The 26,000-nt window shown below is 66.3% G+C and carries 24 protein-coding genes; 10 read left to right on the top strand and 14 right to left on the bottom strand.

All coding sequences use genetic code 11. From position 1 onward, the window contains the following. Window positions 1–234 precede the first annotated feature (234 nt). The 3 genes from ABL843_RS32695 (at window position 235) to ABL843_RS32685 (ending at window position 2,555) form a co-directional block, all read left to right on the top strand. Complete coding sequence (locus tag ABL843_RS32695) at window positions 235–1,374, top strand: hypothetical protein (protein WP_369662594.1); 1,140 nt, start codon at window positions 235–237, stop codon at window positions 1,372–1,374. Beyond that, a complete protein-coding gene (locus ABL843_RS32690; RefSeq protein WP_418120856.1) occupies window positions 1,371–2,192 on the top strand; it encodes a GSU2403 family nucleotidyltransferase fold protein in 822 nt (273 codons plus the stop codon). Before ABL843_RS32695 ends, ABL843_RS32690 begins: the two co-directional genes overlap by 4 nt. A 126-nt stretch (window positions 2,193–2,318) precedes the next feature. Continuing rightward, complete coding sequence (locus tag ABL843_RS32685; protein ID WP_418120855.1) at window positions 2,319–2,555, top strand: hypothetical protein; 237 nt, start codon at window positions 2,319–2,321, stop codon at window positions 2,553–2,555. A 25-nt stretch (window positions 2,556–2,580) separates the two neighbouring features. On the opposite strand, the gene ABL843_RS32680 is transcribed toward ABL843_RS32685, so the two are convergent. Together ABL843_RS32680 and ABL843_RS32675 are read right to left on the bottom strand one after the other, a co-directional pair. After that, entirely contained in the window at window positions 2,581–3,597 is a 1,017-nt protein-coding gene (locus tag ABL843_RS32680; RefSeq protein ID WP_369662591.1) for a TRAP transporter substrate-binding protein, read from the bottom strand. Window positions 3,598–3,623: 26 nt separating this feature from the next. Then, complete coding sequence (locus ABL843_RS32675) at window positions 3,624–4,406, bottom strand: IclR family transcriptional regulator (protein ID WP_418120854.1); 783 nt, start codon at window positions 4,404–4,406, stop codon at window positions 3,624–3,626. A gap of 150 nt (window positions 4,407–4,556) precedes the next feature. Between ABL843_RS32675 and ABL843_RS32670 the strand changes: the two genes are divergently transcribed. The 5 genes from ABL843_RS32670 to ABL843_RS32650 all read left to right on the top strand — a co-directional run bounded on the left by ABL843_RS32670 (window position 4,557) and on the right by ABL843_RS32650 (window position 9,311). Then, window positions 4,557–5,558 (top strand): TRAP transporter substrate-binding protein, encoded by a 1,002-nt coding sequence (locus ABL843_RS32670; RefSeq protein WP_418120853.1) that lies wholly within the window; start codon window positions 4,557–4,559, stop codon window positions 5,556–5,558. Between the two features lie 20 nt (window positions 5,559–5,578). Further along, window positions 5,579–6,034 carry a type II 3-dehydroquinate dehydratase gene (locus ABL843_RS32665; protein ID WP_184642287.1) on the top strand — a complete coding sequence of 152 codons (456 nt, stop codon included), beginning with the start codon at window positions 5,579–5,581 and terminating at the stop codon, window positions 6,032–6,034. Continuing rightward, entirely contained in the window at window positions 6,031–6,594 is a 564-nt protein-coding gene (locus tag ABL843_RS32660) for a TRAP transporter small permease (RefSeq protein WP_418120852.1), read from the top strand. Before ABL843_RS32665 ends, ABL843_RS32660 begins: the two co-directional genes overlap by 4 nt. Then, the gene (locus ABL843_RS32655; RefSeq protein WP_418120851.1) at window positions 6,591–7,871 is read left to right on the top strand and encodes a TRAP transporter large permease; all 1,281 of its coding nucleotides are present in this window, start codon (window positions 6,591–6,593) and stop codon (window positions 7,869–7,871) included. The genes ABL843_RS32660 and ABL843_RS32655 overlap by 4 nt, the downstream gene beginning before the upstream one ends. Window positions 7,872–7,940: 69 nt before the next feature. Beyond that, window positions 7,941–9,311: an ELWxxDGT repeat protein gene (locus ABL843_RS32650; protein WP_418120850.1), complete on the top strand. Its 1,371-nt coding sequence runs from the start codon at window positions 7,941–7,943 to the stop codon at window positions 9,309–9,311. On the opposite strand, the gene ABL843_RS32645 is transcribed toward ABL843_RS32650, so the two are convergent. The 9 genes from ABL843_RS32645 to ABL843_RS32605 all read right to left on the bottom strand — a co-directional run bounded on the left by ABL843_RS32645 (window position 9,292) and on the right by ABL843_RS32605 (window position 18,905). After that, window positions 9,292–10,275: an alpha/beta fold hydrolase gene (locus ABL843_RS32645; protein ID WP_418120849.1), complete on the bottom strand. Its 984-nt coding sequence runs from the start codon at window positions 10,273–10,275 to the stop codon at window positions 9,292–9,294. The genes ABL843_RS32650 and ABL843_RS32645 overlap by 20 nt on opposite strands. A gap of 12 nt (window positions 10,276–10,287) precedes the next feature. After that, window positions 10,288–11,472, bottom strand: coding sequence for a pyrroloquinoline quinone biosynthesis protein PqqE (gene pqqE / locus ABL843_RS32640; RefSeq protein ID WP_418120848.1), 1,185 nt, complete (start codon window positions 11,470–11,472; stop codon window positions 10,288–10,290). Next, window positions 11,450–11,719 (bottom strand): pyrroloquinoline quinone biosynthesis peptide chaperone PqqD, encoded by a 270-nt coding sequence (gene pqqD / locus ABL843_RS32635; protein WP_184642283.1) that lies wholly within the window; start codon window positions 11,717–11,719, stop codon window positions 11,450–11,452. The genes pqqE and pqqD overlap by 23 nt, the downstream gene beginning before the upstream one ends. Continuing rightward, complete coding sequence (gene pqqC / locus ABL843_RS32630) at window positions 11,716–12,450, bottom strand: pyrroloquinoline-quinone synthase PqqC (RefSeq protein WP_418120865.1); 735 nt, start codon at window positions 12,448–12,450, stop codon at window positions 11,716–11,718. Before pqqC ends, pqqD begins: the two co-directional genes overlap by 4 nt. A gap of 36 nt (window positions 12,451–12,486) precedes the next feature. Next, window positions 12,487–13,407, bottom strand: a complete 921-nt coding sequence (gene pqqB / locus ABL843_RS32625) for a pyrroloquinoline quinone biosynthesis protein PqqB (protein WP_418120847.1) — start codon at window positions 13,405–13,407, stop codon at window positions 12,487–12,489. Between the two features lie 54 nt (window positions 13,408–13,461). Then, window positions 13,462–13,536 (bottom strand): pyrroloquinoline quinone precursor peptide PqqA, encoded by a 75-nt coding sequence (gene pqqA, locus ABL843_RS32620; RefSeq protein ID WP_080898329.1) that lies wholly within the window; start codon window positions 13,534–13,536, stop codon window positions 13,462–13,464. A 39-nt stretch (window positions 13,537–13,575) separates the two neighbouring features. Continuing rightward, a complete protein-coding gene (locus ABL843_RS32615; RefSeq protein WP_418120846.1) occupies window positions 13,576–15,798 on the bottom strand; it encodes a PQQ-binding-like beta-propeller repeat protein in 2,223 nt (740 codons plus the stop codon). A gap of 106 nt (window positions 15,799–15,904) precedes the next feature. Beyond that, window positions 15,905–16,966, bottom strand: coding sequence for a ThuA domain-containing protein (locus tag ABL843_RS32610; protein ID WP_418120845.1), 1,062 nt, complete (start codon window positions 16,964–16,966; stop codon window positions 15,905–15,907). Between the two features lie 847 nt (window positions 16,967–17,813). Continuing rightward, complete coding sequence (locus tag ABL843_RS32605) at window positions 17,814–18,905, bottom strand: acyltransferase family protein (protein WP_418120844.1); 1,092 nt, start codon at window positions 18,903–18,905, stop codon at window positions 17,814–17,816. Between the two features lie 86 nt (window positions 18,906–18,991). Between ABL843_RS32605 and ABL843_RS32600 the strand changes: the two genes are divergently transcribed. Next, window positions 18,992–20,866 (top strand): CocE/NonD family hydrolase, encoded by a 1,875-nt coding sequence (locus ABL843_RS32600; RefSeq protein WP_418120843.1) that lies wholly within the window; start codon window positions 18,992–18,994, stop codon window positions 20,864–20,866. Window positions 20,867–20,868: 2 nt separating this feature from the next. On the opposite strand, the gene ABL843_RS32595 is transcribed toward ABL843_RS32600, so the two are convergent. Next, on the bottom strand, window positions 20,869–21,756 hold the full coding sequence (locus tag ABL843_RS32595) for a LysR family transcriptional regulator (RefSeq protein WP_418120842.1): 888 nt from the start codon (window positions 21,754–21,756) through the stop codon (window positions 20,869–20,871). Window positions 21,757–21,853: 97 nt separating this feature from the next. On the opposite strand from ABL843_RS32595, the gene ABL843_RS32590 reads away from it, so the two are divergent. Continuing rightward, window positions 21,854–22,603, top strand: a complete 750-nt coding sequence (locus tag ABL843_RS32590; protein WP_418120841.1) for an SDR family NAD(P)-dependent oxidoreductase — start codon at window positions 21,854–21,856, stop codon at window positions 22,601–22,603. 7 nt (window positions 22,604–22,610) lie between these two features. Here the strand turns inward: ABL843_RS32590 and ABL843_RS32585 are convergent, their stop codons facing one another. Both ABL843_RS32585 and ABL843_RS32580 read right to left on the bottom strand, forming a co-directional pair. After that, on the bottom strand, window positions 22,611–25,361 hold the full coding sequence (locus tag ABL843_RS32585; protein ID WP_418120840.1) for an ATP-binding protein: 2,751 nt from the start codon (window positions 25,359–25,361) through the stop codon (window positions 22,611–22,613). Then, complete coding sequence (locus tag ABL843_RS32580) at window positions 25,354–25,980, bottom strand: LuxR C-terminal-related transcriptional regulator (RefSeq protein WP_418120839.1); 627 nt, start codon at window positions 25,978–25,980, stop codon at window positions 25,354–25,356. The genes ABL843_RS32585 and ABL843_RS32580 overlap by 8 nt, the downstream gene beginning before the upstream one ends. Window positions 25,981–26,000: the final 20 nt, after the last annotated feature.

Below are 26,000 nucleotides of genomic sequence, written 5' to 3'. Positions count from 1 at the left end.
GGATTGGCCTTGACACCTCCACGGATTCATGGCAGCCTCGCTGCCGTATATATACGGCAGCGAGGCAGTGCCCCGAGGGAACACGAAGAGCGACTGGACTCCGAGCGATGCAGCCCTGACCCTGACGCGTCAGGACTTGGGCACCTTTCGAAGCCTTTACCATGGCCGTGGTTGACACCATGGCCGTGTTATATAAAATGGCCGTGTTAGATTTGCACTCCTTCTCTTCGCCTGATGCCCGCCTCCATTCCACCGAACAAGCGAGTGGCTCTTGCCGAGCAGTACGTTGCCGACTTGTTCCGGTCCAACGATTGGTCCGTGGAGGTGCCGCCTGACGCCCCGTCCAACGCAGACTTGATCATCCAGCGTGGCGTGCACCGGTTCGCCGTCGAGGTCAAAGCGCTTTCCGAAAACCGTCCGGACCGCGTGCTACCGCTGCTCTCGATGGCGATTCTTCAAGCCCGGGCCGCGGCAGAGCAGTCTGGCAATGCCCTCCCCCTCGCGATCATCCATGTGCCAGATGCGCCCCCGTCCCTGGTGAGACATGTGGACTCCTTTGCCCAGAGATTCGCGAAAGGTGTCCCCATCGGCCTTATCTCGGGACACGGCGAACGCTATTTCAGTGACGCAGCGCTCCAAGAGTTGAACCGATTGCCGGAAGAACCCAGGCGTTCCGTCACCAATCATCCGCCGCAGACCATCAATCTGTTCTCGGACCTCAACCAGTGGATGTTGAAACTTCTCTTGGCATCAGAACTGCCCGCCGGTCTGATGAGCGCTCCGCGCAAGAAACTCCGAAACGGCTCCGACCTGGCTGAAGCCGCGCAGGTGTCCGCCATGAGTGCCTCCCGATTCCTGCAGCAACTGCGCAGCGAGGGATACCTGAGCGGTTCGTCTTCCTACCTGAAACTCGTCCGCCGCGAAGAGCTGTTTCGCCGCTGGGGCGCCGCCACGATGCGCGCATGTCCGGAAATGCCATGCCGCTTTCTTCTGCGGGCCCCTGTCCCACAGCAAATCCGAGAACTGCTGGGCAAGCATCGGGAAGACGCTTGTCTGGGGCTTTTCGCCGCTGCCGATGCACTGGATATCGGGCACGTCAGCGGCGTGCCTGCGTATATCTATGTCCACAAGTTGCCCCAAGTGGGCTCATCGGGCTGGCCAGGGGTGATGGCCTATCCAACCGAGCGCCCGGACCTGATCTTGCGACAAGCGCCTTTTCCGCAGTCGACGTTCAGAGGCGCCATCGATCAGGACGGAGTCATGGTGACTGACGTCATCCAGATATGGCTGGACGTCATGAACCATCCGACACGGGGCGCTGAACAAGCCACCCTGATCTACGAGAAATTTCTCTTGCCGATGGTCGACGCATGAAGCAGATGAATGACCTGGAAGCTTTTGCAAGGCTGATCCAAGCACTGGCGCCCTGGCGCCAACAATTGATCTTCATCGGAGGATGGGGCCATCGCCTGCACAGGCTGGACCCCAGGGCCAACCAGCCGGATCATCAACCCGTGTTCACTCGCGACACGGACCTCGCCTTTGCCAACAAGGAGCCTATCGAGGGCGATATCAAGCAAGCGCTGATGCAGCACGGATTCCAGGAGGAGTTGAGCGGCGATCATCGACCTCCGGCGGCGCACTACACGCTTGGCGACGAGGCGCGCGGCTTCTATGCCGAGTTCCTCACGCCTCTCGCAGGAAGCGGCTACAAACGAAGCGGGGAAGCCGACGCGACGATGACGAAGGCAGGCATTTCCGCTCAGAAGATCCGACACCTCGACATTCTGTTGCTCGATCCCTGGGTCATTGGCTTGGGACATCAGGAAGGCGTTCCCCTGCCAGGGCGCATGGATGTTCAGGTGGCCAATCCGCTGTGCTTCATGGTTCAGAAGTTCCTGATCCAGCATCATCGCCCCCCAAGCAAAAAAGCCCAAGATATTCTGTACATCTACGACACGATCGAGCTCTTCGGCGCGCTGCTGGATGACTTCAATGCGCACTGGCATGCACGTGTCGCACCCGCGCTCGGACAAAAGTTGGCCGATGATGTGCAAAGGCTCAGCGTGCAGACATTCGACGAGGTCAATGACCTGGTTCGCGCAGCCGCGCTCATTCCTGTGGATCGCAATCTGCCTGCGGAACAGATCCAAGCAACGTGCAGGTATGCCCTCGAGCGCATGTTGCGCTAGCAACTGCCCCCGTGTGAGGTGGTCAAGTGGTACCAGCCCATCACGGCTGCGTCGCCCCCCCGACCTCAGGAGCCGCGTACTCAAAGCACTGATCTGGCCAAGGATGTCCCCTCCCTGACCTCCAGGATGAAGCTGCTGCTGCGCAGGAAGGGCACGCCATACGACAAGCTGCAGATCGAGGATTCCAAGTGGATCGGCGAAGACTTGCTGGAGTTCATGCAGCAGCATTCGGTCCTGAGCAACCGGCCGATCAAGAGGCCGCGAGCGCAACGCCGGCGCGCGCGGGCCTTGACGGCGAGAGGCGACCGGCTCCATCCACGCCCACCTGCAGATGAAGCAATCGCAGGAAGCAATATCAACTGAAATCACGCATCGGCTGTCGCGCCGGCTACTTGCGCACCTTCGCGATTTCCGCCATCAACTCCTTGACGGTGGCCTCGCCCACGGACGCCGAGTACTTGTCGATCACCGGCTTGACCTTGGCGCGCAACCTGGCCATCTCCTCGGGCGGCAATTCCGACACGGTCATGCCTGCCGTCTTCAACGCATCGAGCGCGCTGTCGGCCGCGCCACGCGAGGCCTGGCGCTGGAACAGCGTCGCCTCGGCCGAGGCTTCGGCAAGGATCTTCTTCTCCTCGGCGCTCATGCCATCCCATGTTTTCTTGCTGACCAGCAGCGCCTGCGGGTTGTAGATGTGCCGGGTCTGGGTGATGTGCTTTTGCACCTCGGCGAACTTGGACGACAGGATGGTGGTGTTCGGATTCTCCTGGCCGTCGACCGCCTTCTGCTCAAGCGCGGAATACAGCTCCGGGAACGGCAGCGGCGTGGCGTTGGCGCCCAGTGCAGCGAACATGTCGATGTAGATCGGCGACTGGATCACGCGGATCTTCAGGCCCGCGATGTCGTCCGCCTTGGTGATCGGCCGCTTGCTGTTGGTGACGTTGCGAAACCCCAGGTCCCAATAGCCCAGGCCATGCAGGCCCTTGTCCTCCAGCTTGGCCATCAGCTTCTGGCCGAAGGGGCCATCGGTGACCGCATCGGCTTCCTTGCCGCTGTTGAACAGGAACGGGAAGTCGTAGGCCGCGAACTCCTTCACCTGCGCCGAGAGGATGCCCGCGTTCAGCACCGTGAGTTCGACCGTGCCGCCCTGCAGCGCCGACACGGTCTGCAGGTCGCCGCCGAGCACGCCCCCCGCGAACAGCTTGACGGCGATCTTGCCGCCCGACTTGGCGGCCACCAGATCAGCGAACTTCTGCGCGCCCTGTGCCTGCGGATGGCCGGTCTGGTTCTGGAACGCGAACTTGAGCGTGCGCTCCTTGACCTGTGCGAGCGCCCCTGGCGCGGCAAGGACAGCCGTGGCGGCCACCGCGGCCAGGAACAGCTTGCGAATCGGATCCTTCTTCATGGCGGTTGTCTCCTCGTTGGGGTTGGTCAGGCTCTCTTCTTGAACAGCGCCGAGGCGCCACTGGCGCGTGCGACTTCCTCGGCCGTGCCGAGCAGCGCCGGCCCCAGCGCCTCCATCCGATGCGGCGTCAGCCTGACGGCCGGTCCCGCGATGGTGACCACGCCGATCACCGCGCCGTGGACGGAGAAGACCGGGGCGGCCATGGCGGTCATTCCCGGCGCGAAGACCTCGTTGATCATGCTGAAGCCGCGCTGGCGGGCCGCCTTCACGTAGGCCATCACGGCCTTGAGCGTGGTGGGCGCCTTCGGGCCGAAGTCCTCCGGCTTGCCCAGCCCCTTCTTGGCCACCAGGGCCATCGCATCGTCCTCGCTCATCGTCGAGAGCCAGGCATGCCCCGCGGCGCTGCACGACAGCATCACCGACAGGCCCATGTCCGGGTCATAGCGCAGCCCGTGCGTGGCCCCTTGCGCCTTGGCCACGAAAGTCAGGTCTTCGCCGTCGACCACCGCCAGGCGCACCAGTTCGCCCGAGGCGGCGGCGAGCTGGTCCAGCAGCGGCTGGGCCACGTCCACGATGCCCGAATTGCTCAGGAACGACAGGCCGACGGAAACGAGCTTGATGGTCAGCACATAGTGGCCATCGATCAGGTTCTGCCGTACGTAGCCACACCGAATCAGCTCCGTGAGCAGTCGGTGCGATGCGCTCAGGGGGATCTTCAATTCACTGGCCACCGTGGACAGTGCAACACCCTGCGGGTGTTCCGCCAGATATTCCAACACTTTGAAGCTGCGTCCCAGCATCTCGCTCATTTGATGTCTCCCGGTTCAATCGCGACCAGCCGCCTGTCTCGACGGCATCACTCTATCAGATCGCGGGAAGGGATTTCCATAATGGAAAGATTTTCCGGAAAACCCAGAATCGCCGCAGTCAGTCCTTCTGCCTTCCTCTGGAGACCTTCCGTGAAACTTCTACGTACGCTTGCCGTCGCCGGCCTGTGCATCGGCCTTGTCGCCCCGACCTGGGCCCAACAGGAACGAGTGATCCGCTTCGGCCACCTCAACAATGCCGACCATCCGGTGAGCTTCGGCGTGAAGCGCTTCGCCGAACTGCTCGCGGCCAAGAGCGGCGGCAAGATGAAGGTGCAGGAGTTCCCGGCCTCCCAGCTCGGCAACGAAATGCAGCAGCAGTCCGCCCTGCAAGGCGGCGTCCAGCAGATGTCGGCGCCGGCCACCACGTCGCTCGCGGGCATCGTCAAGGAGTTCGGCCTGGTCGACTTCCCCTTTTCCGTCAGCAGCTTCGCCCAGGCCGACGCCCTGCTCGACGGTCCGCTGGGCCAGGCACTCATCGCCAAGCTGCCCGACAAAGGCCTCGTGGCCCTCGGCTACTGGGACCTGGGGTTTCGCAACGTCACCAACAGCAAGCGTCCCATCGGCAGGCCCGAGGACCTCGAAGGCCTGAAGATCCGCGTCATTCCCAACCCCGTGTTCCTGGAGACCTTCAAGGCCTTCAAGGCCAACCCCGTGCCGATGCCGTTCGCGGAACTCTACGGCGCGCTCGAAGCCAAGGCGGTCGACGGCCAGGAGAATCCGTATTCGGTGATCCTGTCGAACAAGTTCTTCGAGGTACAGAAGTTCGTCAGCGCGACCAATCACGTGTACGCCGCCAACATCGTGCTCGTGAGCAAGAAGTTCTGGGACTCGCTGTCCGCCGCCGAGCAGAAGATGATGCACGAGGCCGCCGACGAGGCGCGCGGCTACCAGCGCCAGGTCAGCCGGGCGGCGGCCCAGAAGGCCGTGGGCGAGTTGCAGGCCAAGGGCGCCCAGTTCAACGAGGTGAGCGCGGCCGAGCAGGTGCGCATGCGCGAGATCGCCAAGCCCGCGATCGACAAGTTCGCGGCCCAGTACGACCCCGCCATCGTCAAGCTCTACAACGACGAGCTCGCCCGCATCCGCAAACAATGACTGCTGCACGCCCCACCTCCATGAAGATCCTCGTCCTCCACGGCCCCAACCTGAACCTGTTCGGACGCCGCGAACCCCACATCTATGGCAAGACCACGCTCGCCGAGATCGATGCGCGGCTGCAGGCGCTGGCTGGCGAACTCGGCGTGACGCTGGAGACCCTCCAGTCGAACCATGAAGGCGACCTGATCGACTTCCTTCACGCGCACATCGACGACGCGCAGGGCGCGCTGGTCAACCCCGCCGGGCTCACGCAGCACGGCGTGCCGCTGCACGACGCGATCAAGGCCATGCCCTTCCCGACCATCGAGGTGCACATGTCCAACATCGCCGCGCGCGAAACCTGGCGCGCCCACTCGATCATCTCGCCGGCGGTCAAGGGCACCATCCAGGGCCTGGGGCCCCAGTCGTACCTGGCCGCCCTGCGCGCGCTGGTGGAGATGCACAGGCAGACCGAAGCGCGGGCCGCCGCATGAGCCGCTGGATCGAGCGGTGCTGCCGCGGCATCGAGGCGCTGATCGCGGCCGCGCTCGCGGTGATGGTCGTGCTCGTCTTCGGCAACGTCGTGCTGCGCTACGGCTTCAACTCGGGCATCACGGTGTCCGAAGAAGTGTCTCGCTGGCTCTTCATCTGGATGACCTTCCTGGGCGCCGTGGTCGCCCTGAAGGAGCACGGGCACCTGGGCGTGGACATGGTGGTGCAGAAGTTGCCGCCCCTGGGCAAGAAGGTCTGCCTGGCCGTCGGACATGTCGTCATGCTCTACATCGTCTGGCTGCTGTTCCAGGGCAGCGTCGCGCAGGCGCGCATCAACTGGGACGTGACCGCGCCCGTCACCGGCGCGTCGATGGCCATCGTCTATGCCTCGGGCGCGGTCTTCTCGGTGCTCGCCGGCCTGATCCTGGCGCTCGACCTGCTGCGCCTGCTCACCGGGCGCATCGCCGAGAGCGACCTCGTGATGGTCCAGGAGTCGGAGGAAGCCGTGCAGCTGCAGCAGATCCTCGGCGCGAAGGACGATGCGCAGGGAGCGCGCCGATGACCATCCTCGTCTTCGTGGGCACCCTGCTGCTGGCCATGGCGATGGGCATTCCCATCGCGTTCTCGCTGCTCGCCAGCGGCGTGGCGCTGATGTGGCACCTCGACCTGTTCGATGCGCAGATCCTTGCGCAGAACGTGATCGGCGGCGCCGACAGCTTCCCATTGCTGGCCGTCCCCTTCTTCATGCTCGCCGGCGAGATCATGAACGTCGGCGGCCTGTCCAAGCGCATCGTCGACTTCGCGCTCGCGCTGGTGGGCCATGTGAAGGGGGGCCTGGGCTACGTGACCATCATGGCCGGCTGCCTGCTGTCGGCGCTCTCCGGCTCGGCCGTGGCCGACGCCGCCGCGCTGACCGCCCTGCTGCTGCCGATGATGGTGAGCGCGGGGCACGACAAGGCACGCGCGGGCGGCCTCATCGCGGCCACCGGCGTGATCGGCCCGGTGATCCCCCCGAGCATCGGCCTCGTGATCTTCGGCGTGGCGGCCAACGTGTCGATCTCCAAGCTGTTCCTCGCGGCGATCGTGCCCGGCCTGCTCATCGGCGGTGCCCTGTGGATCACCTGGGCATGGCTGGTGCGGCGCGAGAAGATCGTGCCGCCGCCGCGCAAATCCTCGGCCGAGATCGTTTCGACCTTCCGCAAGGCGCTGTGGGCGCTCATGCTGCCCGTGATCATCCTCGTGGGCCTGCGCATGGGCGTGTTCACGCCGACCGAAGCGGCCGTGGTGGCCGCCGTCTACGCGCTGTTCGTGTCGACGGTGGTGTACCGGGAAATCACGTGGAAGGATCTCTACGGCATCTTCGTGAGCGCGGCCAAGACCAGCGCCATCGTGATGTTCCTGATCGCCGCGGCCATGGTGAGCGCCTGGCTCATCACGGTGGCCGACCTGCCGTCGAAGGTCGTGGGCCTGCTGCAGCCCTTCATGGGCAATCCGGTCCTGCTGATGGCGGCGATCATGGTGCTCGTCATGGTCGTGGGCACGGCGATGGACATGACGCCGACCATCCTGATCCTCACGCCGGTGCTGATGCCGATCGTCAAGGCCGCGGGGATCGATCCGGTGTACTTCGGGGTGCTGTTCATCATCAACAACTCGATCGGACTGGTCACCCCGCCGGTGGGCACGGTGCTGAACGTGGTGGCCGGCGTCGGCAAGATCTCGATGGACGACGTCACGCGCGGCGTGGTGCCTTTCATGATTGCCGAGTTCGCGATCCTGTTCGCGATGGTCGCATTCCCGCAACTGGTCATCGCGCCCGCGCGATGGTTCGGAGGCTAGGCGGTGGCGATCTGCGCTTTTTCCGGCCTGCGGCGGCGCGGCCGCATCTTGCTATGCATGCTCGCGTTCATGACGCAGTTGCCCGCAGCCGCGCAGGATCCCGAGCGCGAGGTGCTGCCCGAGCAGCGCCAGCCGCTGGCTTTCGTTTCGCCCACGGGGCTGACGCCGCTGCGCGGAAAAATGATCTTCAGCGCCTTCCATCCCGAAAGCGGGCAGGAGCTCTGGGTCACCGACGGCAGCCGCGCGGGCACCGCGATGCTCAAGGACATCCGCCCGGGCTTCCGGGGCGCCTTCCCCGCCGGCCAGACGGCGTTCAAGGGCCATGTCTACACCGCCGCCACCGATGGCGTGCACGGGATCGAGCTCTGGCGCACCGACGGCACCGCCGCGGGCACCGCCCTGGTGATCGACCTCCAGCCGGGCGAGGAAAGCGCGCTGCCGAGCGAGCTGACGGTGTTTCGCGATGCGCTGTACTTCGTGGCCAACGACGGGCGTTCGGGATTCCAGTTGTGGAAGACGGCGGGCAGCGCGCCCACCACGGTGCGCGTGTCCTCGATCGAAGCCGGCCCGCGCGCACTGGCACGCCAGCTCACGGTGGCCGGCCAACGCCTGTTCTTCACCGCGACCACGCGCGAGCACGGCCACGAACTCTGGGTCAGCGAAGGCACCCCCGAGAGCACGCGCCTGGTGAAGGACATCCGGCCCGGCCCCGAGGACGCGGGCATCCAGAACCTGACGGCGGTGGGCGACGAACTCTATTTCACCGCCCACGACGCCGTGCACGGGACCGAGCTGTGGAAGAGCGACGGCACGGCACGCGGCACACACATGGTGAAAGACCTGCGGCCCGGTCCCGGGCCCTCCCGCCCGACGCACCTGACGGCCCTCCGCCGCGCCCTGTACTTCGCCGCCGACGACGGCGCGCACGGCCTCGAGCTCTGGAAGACCGACGGCACCGAGGGCGGGACCACACTGGTGAAGGACATCCGCCCGGGACCCTCCGGCGCCATTTCCAGCCCGATCACGGCCATGGGCGGCCGGCTCTACTTCGCCGCGACCGACGGCGCCTCGGGCGCGGAACTCTGGCGCAGCGACGGGACGGCCGCAGGGACCGCCCTGGTCAAGGACATCGCGCCGGGCGCGCAGAACGGATCGCCCGCGCGCCTCTCGGTCGTCGGCTCCCGCCTCTGGTTCTCCGCCAACGGCGGCAGCGCCAGCGGCGTCGAGCCGTGGACCAGCGACGGTACGCGAGCGGGCACCCGCGCCGTGGCAGACATCGCGCCGGGGGCGCGACATTCCATGCCGCAGGGTTTCCGCCGCCTGGGCAACTCGGTGCTCTTCGTTGCAGACGATGGCAACGGCAACGAACGGCTGTGGACGCACCGCAAGGACGGCCAGCTGGTCCTGTTCGGCGATCCGCTCAGCCAGCGCCTGCGCTGATCCGCAGGCCGGGCGTGGGTTCTGCGGCGCCGCTGAAGGCCTGCGTGACCGCATAGTCGTGCAACGCCCGCGACATGGCTGCGGCGATGGCCGGGTGCGTGGGGTCGTGGCCGGCGCCCGCCGCCCACCGCAGGATGGCGCGCCCCTGCAAGGCATGCGCGAGCGCCCGGGCCCCCTGCGGCGGGCACAGGCGGTCCTGCGTGCCATGCACGATCAGCGTGGGGACCGTGGGCAATGCGACGCAGCGCTCCAGGAGCGCGGGCGCGCGCAGCCAGCACCCGTGCCTCAGGTAGTGAGCCTGCACGCGGTAGCGCGCCACCAGCCGCTGCAGCGTCGCGTCGTCGGGCTGCGGCGCGGGCCTTCCCGTGGCCATGCGTTGTTCCCACCCGAACCAGAGCGCGGCGATCCGGCACTGGCGCTGCGGCGTTCCGTGCGCGAGGACCTGCGCGATCACCTCGGTGATCGGGCATTGCCGCTGCCACGCCTCGTTCCACAACGCGCGCCATTCGGGGTCACCGTGGCGTACCGCCTGCGCGAAGAAACCGTGGATGTCGCCGCCGCGCGCCAGGAACACGTTCCTCAGCAGCAGGCCCGCCACGACGCCGGGCTGGTCCAGCGCATGGGCCAATGCGAGCGTGGCGCCCCAGGAGCCGCCCACCACGAGCCAGCGCTCGATGCGCAGGTGATCGCGCAGGCGCCGCAGGTCGTCCAGCAGATCGGCGAGCGTGTTGGCCGTGATCGTGCCTGCCGGCGTGCTGCGACCCGATCCTCGCTGGTCGGGACAGATGATGCGGTAGCGCCGCGCATCGAAGTCGCGCCGCAACACCGGCGAGCCGCCCGAGCCCGGTCCGCCGTGGAGCACGAGCGCCGGCAGGCCCGCCGGATCGCCATGCTCCTCGACATGCATGACATGTCCGCCGTCCAGCGGCAGCCGGTGAACGATCGGACGAGGACCCTGCGTCACACGCGGGTCCGCTCAGCCCTGCGCCCGTGCATTGGCGTCCGTGCGAAAGACCAGCTCGCCCGACCGCCTGGCGCCCGGCACGAAACGGATCGGCGTACCGCCGTTGTCGCGCACGTCCGCCGCGGCCGCGGCCGCGACCATGGCCTCGACCTGCGCGTGGCGCGGACTCTTCGGGCAGACCGGGTCGGTGGCAGCCGCATCGCCGGTCAGCAGAAAGGCCTGGCAGCGGCAGCCGCCATGGTCCTTGTCCCGGTCGTCGCAGCTTGCGCAGGTGCTGCTCATCCAGCCAGTGCCGCGGTAGGCACCGAAGGCCGGACTGTCGTGCCAGATGCTGGGAATGGCGTGCTCGCGAACGTTGGGGAATTCCAGCCCGGGCAGCATTCGCGCACTGTGGCACGGCAGAGCCACGCCGTCGGGCGCCACCACCAGGAACACGCTGCCCCAGCCGGCCATGCAGGGCTTGGGCTTTCCCTCGGCATAGTCGGGCACCACCCAGAGGATCTTCATGCGTCCCTCCAGGCGCGGCCGGTGCGCCTCGACCACCGCTTCGGCGCCCGCCAGCGCCGAGCGGGAAGGCATCAGCATCTCGCGGTTGCGCCATGCCCAGCCGTAGTACTGCACGTTGGCCAGCTCCAGGAAATCCGCCGCCATGGACTCGGCCATCTCGATGATGCGCTCGACATGCGGCAGGTTGTAGCGGTGCATCACGCAGTTCAGCACCATCGGATAGCCCAGGTCCTTGATCGTGCGGGCCACGCGCTGCTTCAGGTCGAAGGTGCGCGTGGAGCTCAGGAAGTCGTTCAGCTCGCGGCTGGAGTCCTGGAACGACAGCTGGATGTGATCGAGGCCGGCCTTCTTCAGCGCCTGGGCGCGCCGCGGCACGAGGCCCACGCCCGAGGTGATCAGGTTGGTGTAGAAGCCGAGCTGGTGCGCCGCCGCGACGAGCTCCTCGAGGTCCTCGCGCACCAGCGGCTCGCCACCCGAGAACCCGAGCTGGACGGCCCCCATGGCGCGCGCCTCGCGGAACACGCGGATCCATTCACCCGTGTCGAGTTCGTTGCCGTAGCGCGTGTAGTCCACGGGGTTCGAACAGAAGGCGCAGTGCAGCGGGCAGCGATAGGTCAGCTCCGCGAGCAGCCACAGCGGCGGTTTCACAGCGGCCGCACGGGCGCGCTCAGCGGATCCAGTGGCGTCCACGGGCCTGCTCCAGGAACTCGAGCACGTCGGCACGCAGATCGGGTTCGCCGAAGGTGCTTTCCAGGTCGGCCACGAGCGCCGCGACCGAGGTCTTGCCGTCGCAGCGCTTCAGGATCTCCGCCGCCGGCTGGTTCAGCCTGATCATGCCCTCGGGGAACAGCAGCACATGGCACTGCTGCGCCTCTTCCCATTGCATCCTGTACATCGTGCCGAGTGCCGGCTGCGCGCTGTCGGTCCATGCGCTCATGGCTGCTGCTCTTTCGCAAGGTCGTCGGGATAGGCCTTCTCGATCGCGTCGAGCATGGCCCAGAGGATGTCGAGCTTGAAGCCCAGGATCTGCAGGGCACGGGCCTGTCGTTCGCGCGTGGTGCACCACTGCATCGCCACCTCCAGGCCGTGCTCGACATCGCGGTCGGCCAGCGGGATGCGGCTGCGGAAATAGTCCAGGCCCGAGGTGTCGATCCACGGATAGTGCGTGGGCCAGCCCGCGAGCCGGTCCTTGTGGATGCGCGGCGCGAACATCTCCGTCAGCGAGGAGATCACGGCCTCCTGCCAGGGTGCCGTGCGCGCGAAGTTGACGTACGCATCCACGGCGAAGCGCACGCCCGGCAGCACGAGCGCGTGCGACTCCAGCACATCGCGGCGCAGGCCGGTCGCGAGGCCCAGGCGGGTCCATATCTCGATGCCACCGGCATGGGCGCCTTCGTGGTCGCCGTGCCCGTCGTGGTCGAGCATCCTCACCACCCAGCGCCTGCGCGTCGCGCGATCGTCGCAGTTGGAGAGGATCGCCGCGTCCTTCACGGGAATGCGGCACTGGTAGTAGAACCGGTTCGCCACCCAGCCCCGGACCTGGAAGGGGTGCAGTTCGCCGGCGTTGAGCCGCCGGTTGAACGGATGATGGCTGTGGTAGCGCGACTCCATCGCGCGCAGCTGCGACTCGAAGACCTGCGGCGGCCAGGGCTCCTGTTGCATCTGCATCTGCTGCTGTTGTTGTTGTTGCTGGTGCGTCACGCGTCAGATCTCCAGTTCCATGCCGTCGAAGGCCACCTCGATGCCGCGGCGCACGAGCTCGGCGCGTTCCGGCCCGTCTTCGTCGAGGATCGGGTTGCTGTTGTTGATGTGGATGAGCACTTTCCTGCGCGCGGCGCAGGCGTCCAGCGCCCTCAGCATGCCCGGGCCGTGCGGTCCGTCGCACTGCGGCAGGTGGCCCATGTCGGCGGCGTGCTTCTTGCCGAGGCCCGCCGCGACCATCTCGTCCTCGCTCCAGAAGGTGCCGTCGACCAGCACGGTGTCGCAGCCGTCGAGGCTCCGGCGCTCGGCCTCGCCCACGCGTGCGAGGCCTGGTGCATAAAACAGGCGCCTGCCGCTGGCCGGGTCTTCGATCATCACGGCCGCGTTGTCGCTTCGCGCCTCGGCCTGCCGGCGCGGCGAATAAGGGGGCGCCTTGCCGGGAACCGGCACCGCCTGCAGGCGCAGGCCGGCAATCTCGTGCCACGCACCACCGCCGGGTTCGAGCGGCATCGGGTGCCAGCGCACGCCGCTGTAGCTTTCGAGCGCCTTCAACAGCGGCAGGCTGCCGGTGAGGTCCTCATGGGACTCGGGCGTGCAGTAGAGCTGCAGCCGCGATCCCTCGCGCAGGCTCAGAAGCCCCGCGACATGGTCGATCTGCGAATCCATCAGCACCACGGCCTCGATCGGGGAGTCGCGCAGGCCATGGCGAGGCCACAGCGCCGGCGAGGCGCGCAGCTGTGCGCCGATATCGGGCGACGCGTTCAGCAGCACCCAGCGTTCGCCGTCGGCCGACACGGCAATCGAACTCTGCGTGCGAGCAAGGGCCCGGATCCGCCCGGTTCGCTGGCCGGCGCACAGGCGGCAGTTGCAATTCCATTGAGGGAAGCCACCGCCCGCTCCCGAACCAAGAACCAGAATCTTCATGGGCACAAGAAAAAGACGGCACCGGCGCGAAGCCGGTGCCGTCGGGGGCCGCGCTCAGCGCGCGGAGATGTACATCGTGATCTCGAAGCCGAAACGCAGCTCTTCGAACTCAGGCTTGCACCATTTCATCGCATTGCTCCTTCAGTGGTTGAGGGTTGGGAAACGGAATCAGTACACGACGATCTTGCCCGTCGGGCGCGGGCTATGGCAGTCGTTGTAGAAGTATTCGCCCGGCATGTCAAAGGTGTGGGTCGCGGACTGGCCCGGAGCCAGCCTGAAATCGAACCGGCCTTCGAAGAACTGCGTGGCGCAGTGCGTGTTCGCATTGGTCCCCGGATTGGTGAAGGTCACGGTGGTGTTTGCCGGCACGCGCATGAAGGTCGGCGTCATGGCATTCACGGCCGTCGATTCGGTGGTACCCGGCTCGTTCGCGGCGGTCTGCACGCGCGCCAGGAACACCGTGTTCGGGGTCGGCAATGCCGCGCCCTCCACCGCCGAGCCCGACACCGGCCGGCGCACGACGGGTGGCACCGGCGTGGGCGCGGGAGCGACGGAGCCGCCGACCTTGAAGGCCCACAGACGGTCGCCGCGCGGTGCCGAATCGCCGTACGGGATGCCCGTGCCGCCCGAGAACACCGCGATGTACTGCTCGCCATCGATCTCGTAGGAGACCGGGCTGGCACTGATCGCAGCACCGGTCTGGAAGCGCCACAGCTCGCTGCCGTCCTGCGCATCCAGGGCCAGCAGGTTGCCGTCGGGCTGTCCGATGAACAGCAAGTCGGAGGCCGTGCTCAGGATGCCGTTGCCGTGCGCCAGCGAATACGGCATCTGCTTCTTCCACTTCACGAGGTTGGTGCTCGGATCGACCGCCACGACCGCACCGGTCATGTAGGTGCCCGGCGGACGCAGGCCGTTGCTCGATTCGGTGAGCGAGTGCGCCGCCGACACGTAGCCCATGCCCGTGTAGACCAGGCCCGTGCGCTGGCTGAAGGACTGGTGGTTCCAGTTGGCGCCGCCGCCGTGTCCCGGAATGGAGAGGATCGGCACGTCCCAGTGCGCGTCGTAGAGGCAGCCCTTCACGTAGTTCGGGACCGCGCGGTTGGGATCGCCGGGGATCGCCGTGCCCAGCGGCTGGTCCACGATGCAGGTCTCGGTCCAGGCGCCCTGGCGCGGGAAGGGCTGGGTCGGCCAGCTGGCCTGGCGGGGGTCCTGCTTCACGGGCACCTCGTCGATGCCCAGCGGCGCGCTGCCGTCCTTGCGGTCGAGGATGTAGTACATGCCCGTCTTGCTGCCGTAGATCACAACCTTGCGGTCTTTCCCGTCGATCTTGACGTCGGCGAGCACGGGAGACATCACGTTGTCCATGTCCCAGATGTCGTGGTGCACGGACTGGAAGTGCCACTTGTACTCGCCGGTCTTGATGTCCAGCGCGACGATCGAATTGGCGAAGAGATTCAGGCCCGGGCGCGTGGAGCCGTTCTGCGACGAACCGCCGCGCACGTTGCCGAAGGTCCAGTAGACCAGGCCCAGTTCGGGATCCACCGCGGGATGGATCCACGGGGTCGCACCGGTGCGTTCCGACTCGGCGGCGCCGCCCCAGGTGTCGTAGCCGATCTCGCCTGCGCGCGGCACGCCCCAGAACGAGGTCAGCACCTTGCCCGTCAACGCATCGGCGGAGAACGCCGCACCGCGGTTGCCGTCGTTGGTGCCGAGGTAGAGCCGCTTGTCGTGATAGACGAGCGCCACTTTCTGCAGCGCGCCCTGGTAGTCGGGGTCGGTGCTGGCGCTCGGGTACTGCTTGATCCAGGCGATGGCGCCTGTGTCCGTCCTGAGCGCCACCAGGCGGTTGCCGGTGGCGACGGTGAACACCAGGCCCAGGTCTTTCGCGACCGCCACCCCGCGGCGGGTGATGGCACCGTAGGGCGTGGTCCATTTCCATTTGGTGAGGCCGGTCTTGCCGTCCACCGCGATCACGTTGCCCAGCGCGGACTCGATGTAGAGCACGCCGTCGACCACCACCGTCGTGCTCTGGTTGGTGCCGGTGGTCATGCCGCCCTCGATCTGATTGACCCAGGCGCCGCCCAGCTGGCCGACGAGGCCCTTGTTGATCTTGCGCAGGCTGGAGTAGTTTTGGTTGCCCAGGTTGCCGCCCACCTTGGGGAAGTCCTTGTCGCCGGCCGTGCAGCACTCGGACAGGTTGGCCGCGGGCGCGGCGGCCGCCGGCGGCGATGCCGGTGGCGGCGCGCTCGATGCTGGCGGTGGCGCGGGGGCTGGGCTGATGGGCAGCACCGGCGCGCCGCCGCCGCTCGAACCGCCGCAGGCGCCGAGCAACAAGGGGGATGCGAGCACGCCGCAGGAAGCCAGCAGCGTGACCAATGATCTTTGTTTCATGGATGTCTCTACCTGGTGAAGTTGGGAAACGGATGTGCGCGAGGCCGCACGCACCGCAGGCAGGCCGCGGTGCGCGAAGCTGGCCTGGCAGCCAATTGCTCGATCGTTATTCGGTGCAGAAGGGCGTGAGGCCCATGGTCGACTTGACGCCCTGGACCACGAGCTTCTGGAACTCGATGGCCCCCACGCCCGACAGGTCCGCAGTGAACGAGTGGGCGTTGTGCCCGAGGGTCGTGAGCCACGCGCGGCCACCGTCGTAGTACTGGCACCAGGCGACCGGATGGAAGTCCGCATGGCCCGGATGCGGCGCCGCGGTCAGCGGCTTCAGCGTCGAGGTGTCGACCTTGGCCAGGAACTTCACCTTCGTGGGGAAGGGCATGAGGTTGTACCACTCGTCCTGGAAGGAAAAACGCTTGGTCACATCCTTCGTCGACGGGTCGTCCGAGACGATCTCGACATCACCGGCACGGTTCGGCCCATGGTTGTAGAAGTTCGCGTTGCCGAGCAGGCCTTCGTAGTAGGGCCAGTTGTATTCCGCACCGAACGCGTTGTGCAGGCCGACGAAGCCGCCGCCGCGGCGCATGTAGTTGCGCAGTGCGGTGCGCGCGGCGTCCTGGCTCGTGCTGACCGCGCCGTTCCACAGCGTGTCACGGTTCGAGCTCGCGAAGATGATCGCCTTGTAGTTGTTGATGCGGCTGCTGAGGACCGCCACGTCTTCGGTCCAGTCGACCATGATGCCTTCGGCCGACAGCATGCGCACCAAGCCGGCCTGCATCACGTTGTCCGGGTTCATCACCGGGTTCAGGCCAGCGCCCATCGGCGTGCCCAGCACGGCATGACGCGGCCCCGCGGTGCGCGAATAGACCAGCACCCGGTCCGGCGTCGAAGCAAAGGCGCCCCAGTCGTTGTAGCACTTGGGATTCGTTCCCCTGCAGACGTTGTAGTAGGTGTCGAAGCTGTCGTCGGGGGCTTCGGCCACCGGGTCCGTGGGCTGGACCGGTGTTTCTCCCGCGGGCTCGGTCGGGTTGCTCGGTGCTGTCGGCGACACGGGAAGTGCCGTGAGCGGCACCCCTCCCCCGCCTCCGCTTCCTCCTCCGCATGCAGTCACGGCCAGCGTCACGGCCGCCGCCAAGGCGAGCCGGAGAGTCAATGATTTGGCAAGTTCCAAGGGAGTCTCCTCGTTCTGATCGATGGCGCAGAGTGCGAACGCTCTGCCGATGCCGGCCGGCCGTGTCCGCTGCGGCGGGGCTGACCCGAAGCGATCATAAGAAATTTACGGAAAATATTTCCATAATGGAAATCCCTTCCTATTTCAGACGGATGAAGTCACTCCCCGCTTTGAACAAGTTGTGAGCGCCGGCCGGAAGCTGAGCGGTCTTGCGAGTGGTCGCAGTGAGCCTCTACGACTGAACCGCCGGGCAAATCAGAACTGAGACGCGTAGCCGGCAGCCCAGAAGCACCAGTACATCGACGCCGAGAGCTTGTTCGATGAGTTGCGCCGTGTGCGCAAGGAGGCGACGCAGACGCACGGCGGAATGATCCGGCGTGCGATCAACGGCCGGACGTACCTGGCTCGGACCGGTCCCCAGGGAGCCACACGTCCCTTGGCGCATTCATGAAAACTTCACCCAAGCGCAAGGTCAGGTCGGTCAACGGCTCGCGGCAATCGGGCCGCATTCGACGAACAGCGACGACTCAACCGGGCGTTGCGTGTTCGGCACCTGCTCAACGATGCCGGATGCCCGACTCAGCACGCCTACATCGAGAGCTTCCGGCAAGTTCGGGAAAGAGTGCTTGAAGCACTGGGCGCATCCCGCCGGCCAGCTTCGCTGCCCTGCATCGCCAGCGCGCTGGCGATGCAGGGCAAACACCGGAGATCAAGTAGTTTCCACAACCTTGGACTCGCCAACTCAGCATCGGCACGTCTAAAGAGGGCAGGTCATGACATCGCGATCGGTCACATCGATGCACTCATCAGTTCCCATCTTGGGGACATGCGAATCAAAAAAGGGCTTCTACGAAAGTCGAAACGATTCGCTCCGGCTGGCTCGCCACTTCCGAAGGGGCACATCAACTGCGTGAAAGCAGATCGCAGCCAAGGTGACGGACAACGACAAAGTCACGCTCAGCTTGAGCCACGGAGACGTTGACTTGGCAAATAGCGAGACGATGGGAAAGTGCCAAAGGTAGATCCCGTAGGACAGTCTGCCGATGTAGACCAACGGTGGCCAGCAAAGCAATCGGCTGCTCGCGTTCGCGGCCGCATGGCAGATCAGCACGAAGGCGGCGAGCTCCGCCAAGGTAATGCGCAGTGTCACCGCTTCGACCTGATCCGAGATCGGTAGCGACGGCAGTGCGACATCCAACGCGAGTGCGCCAAGGGCAACCGCCAACGACCATCTTGAGACCCTGAACTGAGTCAGGGCTGCGATCGCACCAAGCACGATGCCGCTTGTCCGCGTATCGAAGCTGAAATAGGCCTGCTTCCATCCCCACGCCCACGCAACGCCATAGCGCCACGCCGTGATCACCGCGAATGCAGCCAGCAGCCAGATGACGGGACGTCGTGTCCGCAGGAGCAGCGGCAGCAGAAGTGGCCAGAGCAGGTAGAACTTCTCCTCGACCCCGAGCGACCACGTATGCCCCACGGTGTTCGTCGGATTCCAGAAGGCCAGCGCGTAGTCGTAGATGTAGAACGCGGCGAGCGTGGCGGCGAGCCACTGGGTATCCGAAGGCCAGAGGAAGGGAGCCAGCGCCAGGTAGGCGGCCAGCAGGATCAGCAGGGTCGGATAGAGCCTGATGGCGCGGCGCACATAGAAGCGGGCGACCTCGATGGCACCGCTTCGGTACTCCGCCGCCAGCAAGGAGGTGATGAGGAACCCGGACAGCACGAAGAACACGTCCAGCCCCACGAACCCACCCCGGCCCCCCGGTATCCCGCAATGGAACAGGACGACGGCGAGCACTGAAATGGCGCGGACACCGTCGAGCGCAGGGTTGTATTGCATGAAGGGATGGAGGGCGCCCGCAGCCGCAGATCGAAAGCGCGGAATTATCACGCGCACGCGCCAGCCCTTCTCGTACTCGGGATCTCCGCGACGGTCCATGCCCTCCTGGCGGAAAGCGATACGCTTCGGGCGCGCCTGGATAGAGAAGCGCCACCCGAGAAAACGACATCCCGACAAGACAGGACATGAAGAGAGTCATCACAGCCGCACTGGCGCTGGCGGCCGCCATGGTCGCGCCGCTGACACACGGCCAGGAGCCCCAGCTGGATCCCGACACAGGCTTGCCCGCATCACGCCCCTTCGCCTTCCCCGACCTGGGGGGCGTTTCGCCGTTCTGGTCCGCCCGCCACACCGGTTACATCACGACCTCGGACGGCACACGGCTGCGCTACAGCGTTCTCCTACCGAAGGGAAGCGGCAGGTTTCCGGTGATCCTGACCCTCAATGGCTACGACGCCGGCTCCATCGGCGGCGCGCCCTACCTCAGGCACAAGACATCCATGTCCGTCGAGCTCGACAAGCGGCTCGTGGAAGCAGGCTACGCAGTGATGGGGGTCAACGCGGCGGGCACGGGCTGCTCGAACGGCAGACTCGAATACATCCGCCCGCAGCTGGGCCTGCACGGCGCGCAAGCCGTCGAGTTCGCCGCGGCGCAGCCATGGTCCGACGGCCGCGTGGGCATGGTCGGTTCGTCGTACAGCGGCTCGTCTCAGGTCGCGACGGCGCAGAACCGGCCGCCGCATCTGCGAGCCATCGTCCCCGGCATGGTGCTGACGGACTACCGCGACGCCATCGCGCCGGGCGGCGTGCCGGCGCCGGGGTTCCTGACGCCCTTTCGAGTGCTCTTCCGTGCTTTCTGGAGCGAACTCGTCGCCGAGGTCGCCAAGGAAGAAGGCGACGCCGATTGCCTCAAGCAGGTCGAGCAGAACCTCGAGGCCGAAGAAACGAACTCGGGCATGCATCTCTCCGTGGCACACCCCCTGCGCGACGAATACATGAAAACCCTCGACCTGGCGCGCCATGCGGATCGCATAGACGTCCCCGTCCTTTCACTGGAAGCCTTCCAGGACCAGGCCATCACGCCGCGCAGCAGCCACTACCAGAGCAAGCTGAACCCTGAAAGGCTGTGGCTCTTCCAGACGAACGGCCCGCACGACATGTACCTTGCCAAGGCTTTCCAGGAGACGGCCATCCGCTTTCTGGACCGCTTCGTCAAAGGACAGGACAACGGCTTCGAGCGCGACACACCCCGCACCACGGTGTGGATGGAGGCATCCCGCACCGGTGACAGCGTGCTGGAGCGACGCTCTTCACCCAAGCCGCGCTGGCTCGTACGCAAGGGGCCAATCAAGCCAGCCGACCTGTCGATCAAGGAATTCCACCTGGGCGCCGGCAATGTTCTTTCCGAAACGCTTACCTCCGGCGCCGCCGACGTGTTCGACTACCCTGGCACCGGCGTCGTCGTCAACGACGTCGCCGGCACCACCTTCTGGGGCCCGCTGCCGGGCGACTGGAAGAAGGCCAGCGTGGCCTACACCTCGCCGGCCCTCGAGCAGGACATGATGGTCTACGGCCCCGGCAGCGCCGACCTCTGGATCATGGCCAACGCCGGGGACGCAGACATCCAGGTGACGGTCACCGAACTGCGACCCGACGGCCAGGAAACCTACGTCCAGCGCGGCTGGCTGCGGCTGTCCAACCGTGCCCTCGATACCGCGCGGTCGACGCCGCTGCTGCCGATCCATCTCGAGGATCCGGGGCAACTGATGCCACTGCTGCCCGGTCGCCCGGTCTTCGCGCGCGTCGAGATCAACAAGATGGGCCACTATTTCCGCAAGGGTTCCAGGCTGCGCATCTGGATCGACACGCCGGCCCAGACGGGCGGCCTCGTGTTCGACACCTTCACGCAGCAGCAGCGGGTGTACGTACTGCACAACGCACGATACGACTCTGTGGTGCGCCTGGGCATCCTTGCGGATGTCGAAGGCCCGCCGACCTACCCGGAGTGCGGCCAGACGCTGCTGCAGCCCTGCCGCCGCGACCCGCTGGCCGGCCCCTGAGCTCAGGACAGTCGCGCGATTTCCGAGGCGACGAACTCGATGAAAAGGCGCACGCGCGCCGGCGCCTGCCGGCCGAACGCGTGCAAGGCGGAAATGGACACGGGCGGCAGCGGCCGGCGCGGCAGCAGGGGGACCAACCGGCCCGCTTCGATGTCGTCCTGCACGAACAGGCGCAGGACCTGTGCGACACCGAGGTCGCCCAGCGCCGCGATGCGCAGCGCTACGCTGTTGTCGGCATCGAACACGCTGTCTGTGTGCAGCACCGTGCCGTCGGCGAATCGGATGGGAAACGCCTTGCCGCCCAGCATGTAGCGCACATGTGCGTGCTCGCGCAGCGCCTCGACCGAGTCCGGCATGCCCCGGCGGGCGATGTAGCCAGGCGAAGCGACGAGCACGAGCGGCATCTCGGCAAGACGGCGCACAGTCAGCTCGGAATCCGCGATCCGGCCGGCCCGAATGGCGATGTCGTAGCCCTCGCGGATTAGGTCGACCTGCCGATCGGCCAGGCTCAGTTCCAACTTGACGCCCAGGTGCCGGGGCAAGAATCTCTCGACCACCGGCCCAAGAAACATGCGCCCGAGATCTCCAGGGGCGGTGACGCGCAGCAATCCCCGAGCGCCGCTGACAGGCTTCACCACATCGCTCGCCTCATCGAGCGCGCGCAGCAGGGGGGCAATCCGCTCGTAGTAGGCGCTGCCCTCCTGGGTCAGCGACAGCACGCGCGTCGAGCGCTGAAAGAGGCGCACGCCGAAATATTGCTCCAGGCGCGCTACGCCCTTGGAAACCGCCGACGGTGAGGTGCCAAGGACTCGTGCGGCCGCGCTGAACGAGCCGGCCTCCACCGTACTTGCAAAGGCGACCAGGCCGGGTGCGTGATCGAGGGGTTTCATTGCGGACTCCTGGGCACAAGTGTTTCCATTTCTACCCACTACTTCATTGGCAGGGGGAACCTAGATGGAAGTCTTCTGCATCAACCAAGGAAACTTCATGCAAAGACTCTCCGGCAAGGTCGCCCTCATCACCGGTGGCAACAGCGGCATCGGCCTCGCGACAGCCCAGGCCTTCGCGGCCGAAGGCGCTCGCGTCGCCATCGTGGGAAGGCGCCAGGACGCCGTCGATGCCGCGCTGGCACATCTCGGACCGGATGCGATGGGCTTCGTCGGCGACGTCGCCGATCTCTCGATGCACGAACGGCTGATAGAGGCCGTCAAGAACCGCTTCGGTGCCATCGACATCTACATGGCGAACGCGGGCACGGCCATCCTCGAGCCCTCCGCGGCCGTCACAGTGGACAACTTCGACCTGCAGTTCGCGATCAACACGCGCGCGGTGTTCTTTGGCGTGACCCGCGCATTGCCACTCATGCGCGACAAGGGGTCGATCATTCTCACGAGCTCGATCGCCGGCACCAAGGTCATGGACAACCATGCGGTGTATGCAGGCAGCAAGGCGGCCGTCGAAGCCTTCGCGCGCAGTTGGGCACTGGAACTCAAGGCGCGCGGCATCCGGGTGAATGTGCTGAGCCCCGGGCCGGTCGATACGCCCATCCTGGCGAAGCTCGGCATCTCCGACGACGTGCGCCCGGCGTTCGACAAGGAGATGGCCGCCGCGATCCCGTTGGGCCGCATGGGTCGGCCCGACGAACTCGCGAAAGCGGCACTCTTCCTGGCCAGTGACGACAGCATGTACGTCACCGGCGTCAACCTGAAGGTCGACGGCGGCATATCGCTGACCTGAGACCAGCTCAGGCAGAAACGTTGCCGCGCTCATCTCCCATGCGGGCCAGATCGCGCGCGGCACGCAGTTCCCAGACATGGGAGCCTTGCGCGCGAGCAAGCTCCAGGGCCTGCCGGCAAAGCGACTCCGCCATGCCGGCATTTCCCTGCAGTGCTTCACGCCGGGCCATGGCCCGATACACCTCGGCCGCGCTCCACTGCCCTCCTCCGCGCATCGCACGCGCCAGCAGATCGTCGTCCACCCATGCCGGGCAGAAGGTCACGAGCATCTCCCGGCGTGGCATGTCCATGCCGAGGGCCTTGCCGGCCACCTGCTCGATGTAGGCCTTGCGCTCCTCGGCGGCATCGAATTCCTCGAGCCTGAGTGCGTCGTCGTAGCACGATGCCCATTCGTGCCAGTAGTCGAGCCCCTTCGAGCGGGTCTCGCGCAGCATCGCATCGACCCATGCGCGCGCCGTCGTCCGCTCACCGGCCCAGATCGCCACGGGACAGATCCAGAACAGCGCGACGCACAGCGACATCGCGTGACCCAGTGCCTCGGCCTCCTCCACACAGCGCCGGGCGGTGCTCATCGCCGACTGCATGTCGCCCTGGATCCACAGTGTCCTGGCCAGGATGGCCATGGCCGTGATGCGCGCATCTGGCTGGAAGGTATTGCCCTGGTTGTGCCGGATGGCAGCATCGACGTCCATCGCGGCTTCGGCGTGCGTCTGCGCTTCTGCCAAGGCACCGCAAAAGAAGCTTGCGAGCGCGAGCATGCGATGCGACAGGTTGCGCGTCACCTCGCTCTCCGACTGGAGCGCATAGGCCCTCAGTGCCTCGGCATGCTGCAACGCAGAGGGATAGTCGCCGCGCGTGACATTGAGCGCGCACAAGCCCCAGCGTGCCTGGAATTCGAGGGTTCTCACCTTGAACTCCAGCGCGGCATCCAGGGCGCGCTCGCAGGCCTGCGTCATGTCCGCCACGCTGCCGCCGGTGTGCCACAGCGCGTTGTAGAGCGCCAGTTGAAGCCAACCGGCAGCCAGGTGGTCAGGTCGCGGCAGCGTCTGCACATAGGTCAATACCGCCCGGACCCGGTCGCGGTACTCGCCGACCTCCGACAGGCGGAACCACAGCGGCGCCGAGCCGATGGTCAACGCCCCTGCGATGTCCGGATCCTCGTCCTGGGCCACGCAGGCGTCCAAGGCCGCGCGGACATCGTCCAGCAACGTGCCGTAGCACTGCACCCACTCCCGGGCATCGAGCGAGGCCAGGTCGGCCGTGGCGCTGCCCATCAGGTCGAGCATCACCCGCGCGTGCCGCCTTGACACCAGTTTCTGCTCTCCCGCGCGCAGCATGAGTGCCTGGGCATAGCTCCGGGTGGTGTCGAGCAGCCGATAGGGGCGGTGCACTCCTTTCTCCTCGTCGTAGACCACGAGGGACTTGCTGGCCAGCGAGATCAATGCATCCGAAGCCACGTCGGGATCCAGATCGCTCGCCACGACGCTGAGCGCGGCCTCGGCATCGAAGTGCGCACGGAAGATCGACAGCCTGCGAAACAGCATCAGCTCGGGCGCGCCGAGGAGGCCCACGCTCCAGTCGAGCGTCGCCGCGAGCGTGCGCTGCCGTGGCAGCACGGCCCGCCGGATCGTCGAATGAAGACGCATGTGATCGTCGAGCCTCAGCGCGAGATCGCTGGCTGACTGCGCGCCAAGACGTGCCGCCACCAGTTCGATGGCGAGCGGGATGCCGTCGACCTGCTGGCAGATGCGTGCGAGCGGGGCCGCGCTCGCATCGTCGAATGCATCGGTGCCCGCCGCACGGGCGCGCTCGACGAGCAATTGCACCGCCGGTGAGTCCAAGGCGCTGGCCAGCGAGACGGAAGCACCCTCGTGAACCGCCAGAGGCAGGAGCCTGGACACATGCTCACCCTCGATGCGCAAGACCTCGCGGCTGGTCGCGAAGATGCGCAGGTCCGGCAATGCCGCGAGGAACCTGTGGAGCAACGGCGCCAGCGTCTCGATGACGTGCTCGCAGTTGTCGACCAAAAGCAGGGCTTGCGTGCCTTCCAGGCGCTGGATGATGGCCTGAGCGACGTCCGGCACGTCGCCGCGCACCCCCAGGGCGCGCGCGACCGTACTCAGCACGTGGTCCTGCGAAGTCAATGGCGCCAGATCTATGAAGCAGACGCTCCCACCGTGAACCTCCCTGTATCGCTCCGCGACACGCACCGCAACGCTGGTCTTGCCCACGCCACCCGCCCCAACCAGGGTGACCAGTCGGCTCTCGGACAGCATGGAAAGAAGCCGCGCCATCTCGACGTCGCGCCCTATCAGCTTGGAGAAGCGCACGGGCAACGCCGCCAATACGGCTGCATCTTCCGCGATGGGGGCAGAAGCATCCGCGAGTGCGACGACCTCGGACGGGCCGAATTCACGACGGACCCTGCCCAGGAAGATATAGCCGCGAAGCGGGATATTGGAAATCCACTCGACACAGCCATTCCCGTCGTCGGGCTCGCCCAGCGCCTTGCGCAGGATAGACATGTGCACGCGGACACTGGCTTCCTCGACCACGACGTCAGGCCACACCGCCGCAAGCAGTTCGTCCTTTCCGACGACCTCCCCCGCTCGCTTCAGCAGCTCGAGCAGGAGGCCGAAGGCCCTGGAGCCCAAGCGGATCGGCAGTCCATGGCGTTCAAGCCGCCTTTGCGCCTCCCACAGCGAGAACGATCCGAAGCGCCAGACGCGCGAGCCGGCTTCGCCCGATGCGTCAGGCACGAACCAATCCACGTTGCGTGGCCTGGATCGCCACCTGCGCACGCGAACGGACGTGCAGCTTCTCGCATATCCGGGCGACGTGCGCCTTCACGGTGTTGGCCGAGATGTCGAGCTTGCGCGCGATGCCCTTGTTGCAATCGCCCTTGACGAGGAAGCGCAGCACATCCTCTTCCCGGGCGGTCAGCCAGGTGCGAGGGGGGCAGCTGTCGAACAGGGCCGCCGCGCGGTTGCAGAGATAGTGCGAGCCGCCTCGCGCCACATGGCGGATGGCGTCCACCAGTTCGAGCGGATCGGCGCTCTGGAGCAGATAGCCACGCACGCCGCTGTGCATGGCTTGCGCGATCTCGCCCTCCTTGTCCTGGCGTGTCATCACCACGACGCGGGGTCGAGGAAGATCCCGCAGCGAAGCATCTGCACCGTTGACAGTCTCCGGCGAGGCCGCCAGCAATCCCATTGCACTGCCGTAGTCCGTCACGACCACGTCGGCGCAGCCCCGGTGAATGTCCGAAGCGGCTTGCACGTCGAAGTCCGGCTCCCGGTCGAGGAGCGCGACCAGGCCTGCCATGACAAGCGGGTCCGCATGCCGGACCCGGACAGAGATGATGGAGTTTTGTGTCATGGCGGAGAAACTCGGAGACT

Origin of the sequence: Variovorax sp. 350MFTsu5.1, assembly GCF_048302515.1 — a bacterium.
GTDB lineage: Bacteria > Pseudomonadota > Gammaproteobacteria > Burkholderiales > Burkholderiaceae_C > Variovorax > Variovorax guangxiensis.
The sequence above is the reverse complement of the archived record's forward strand: the minus strand, read 5'-3'. Positions and strand labels throughout refer to the sequence as shown.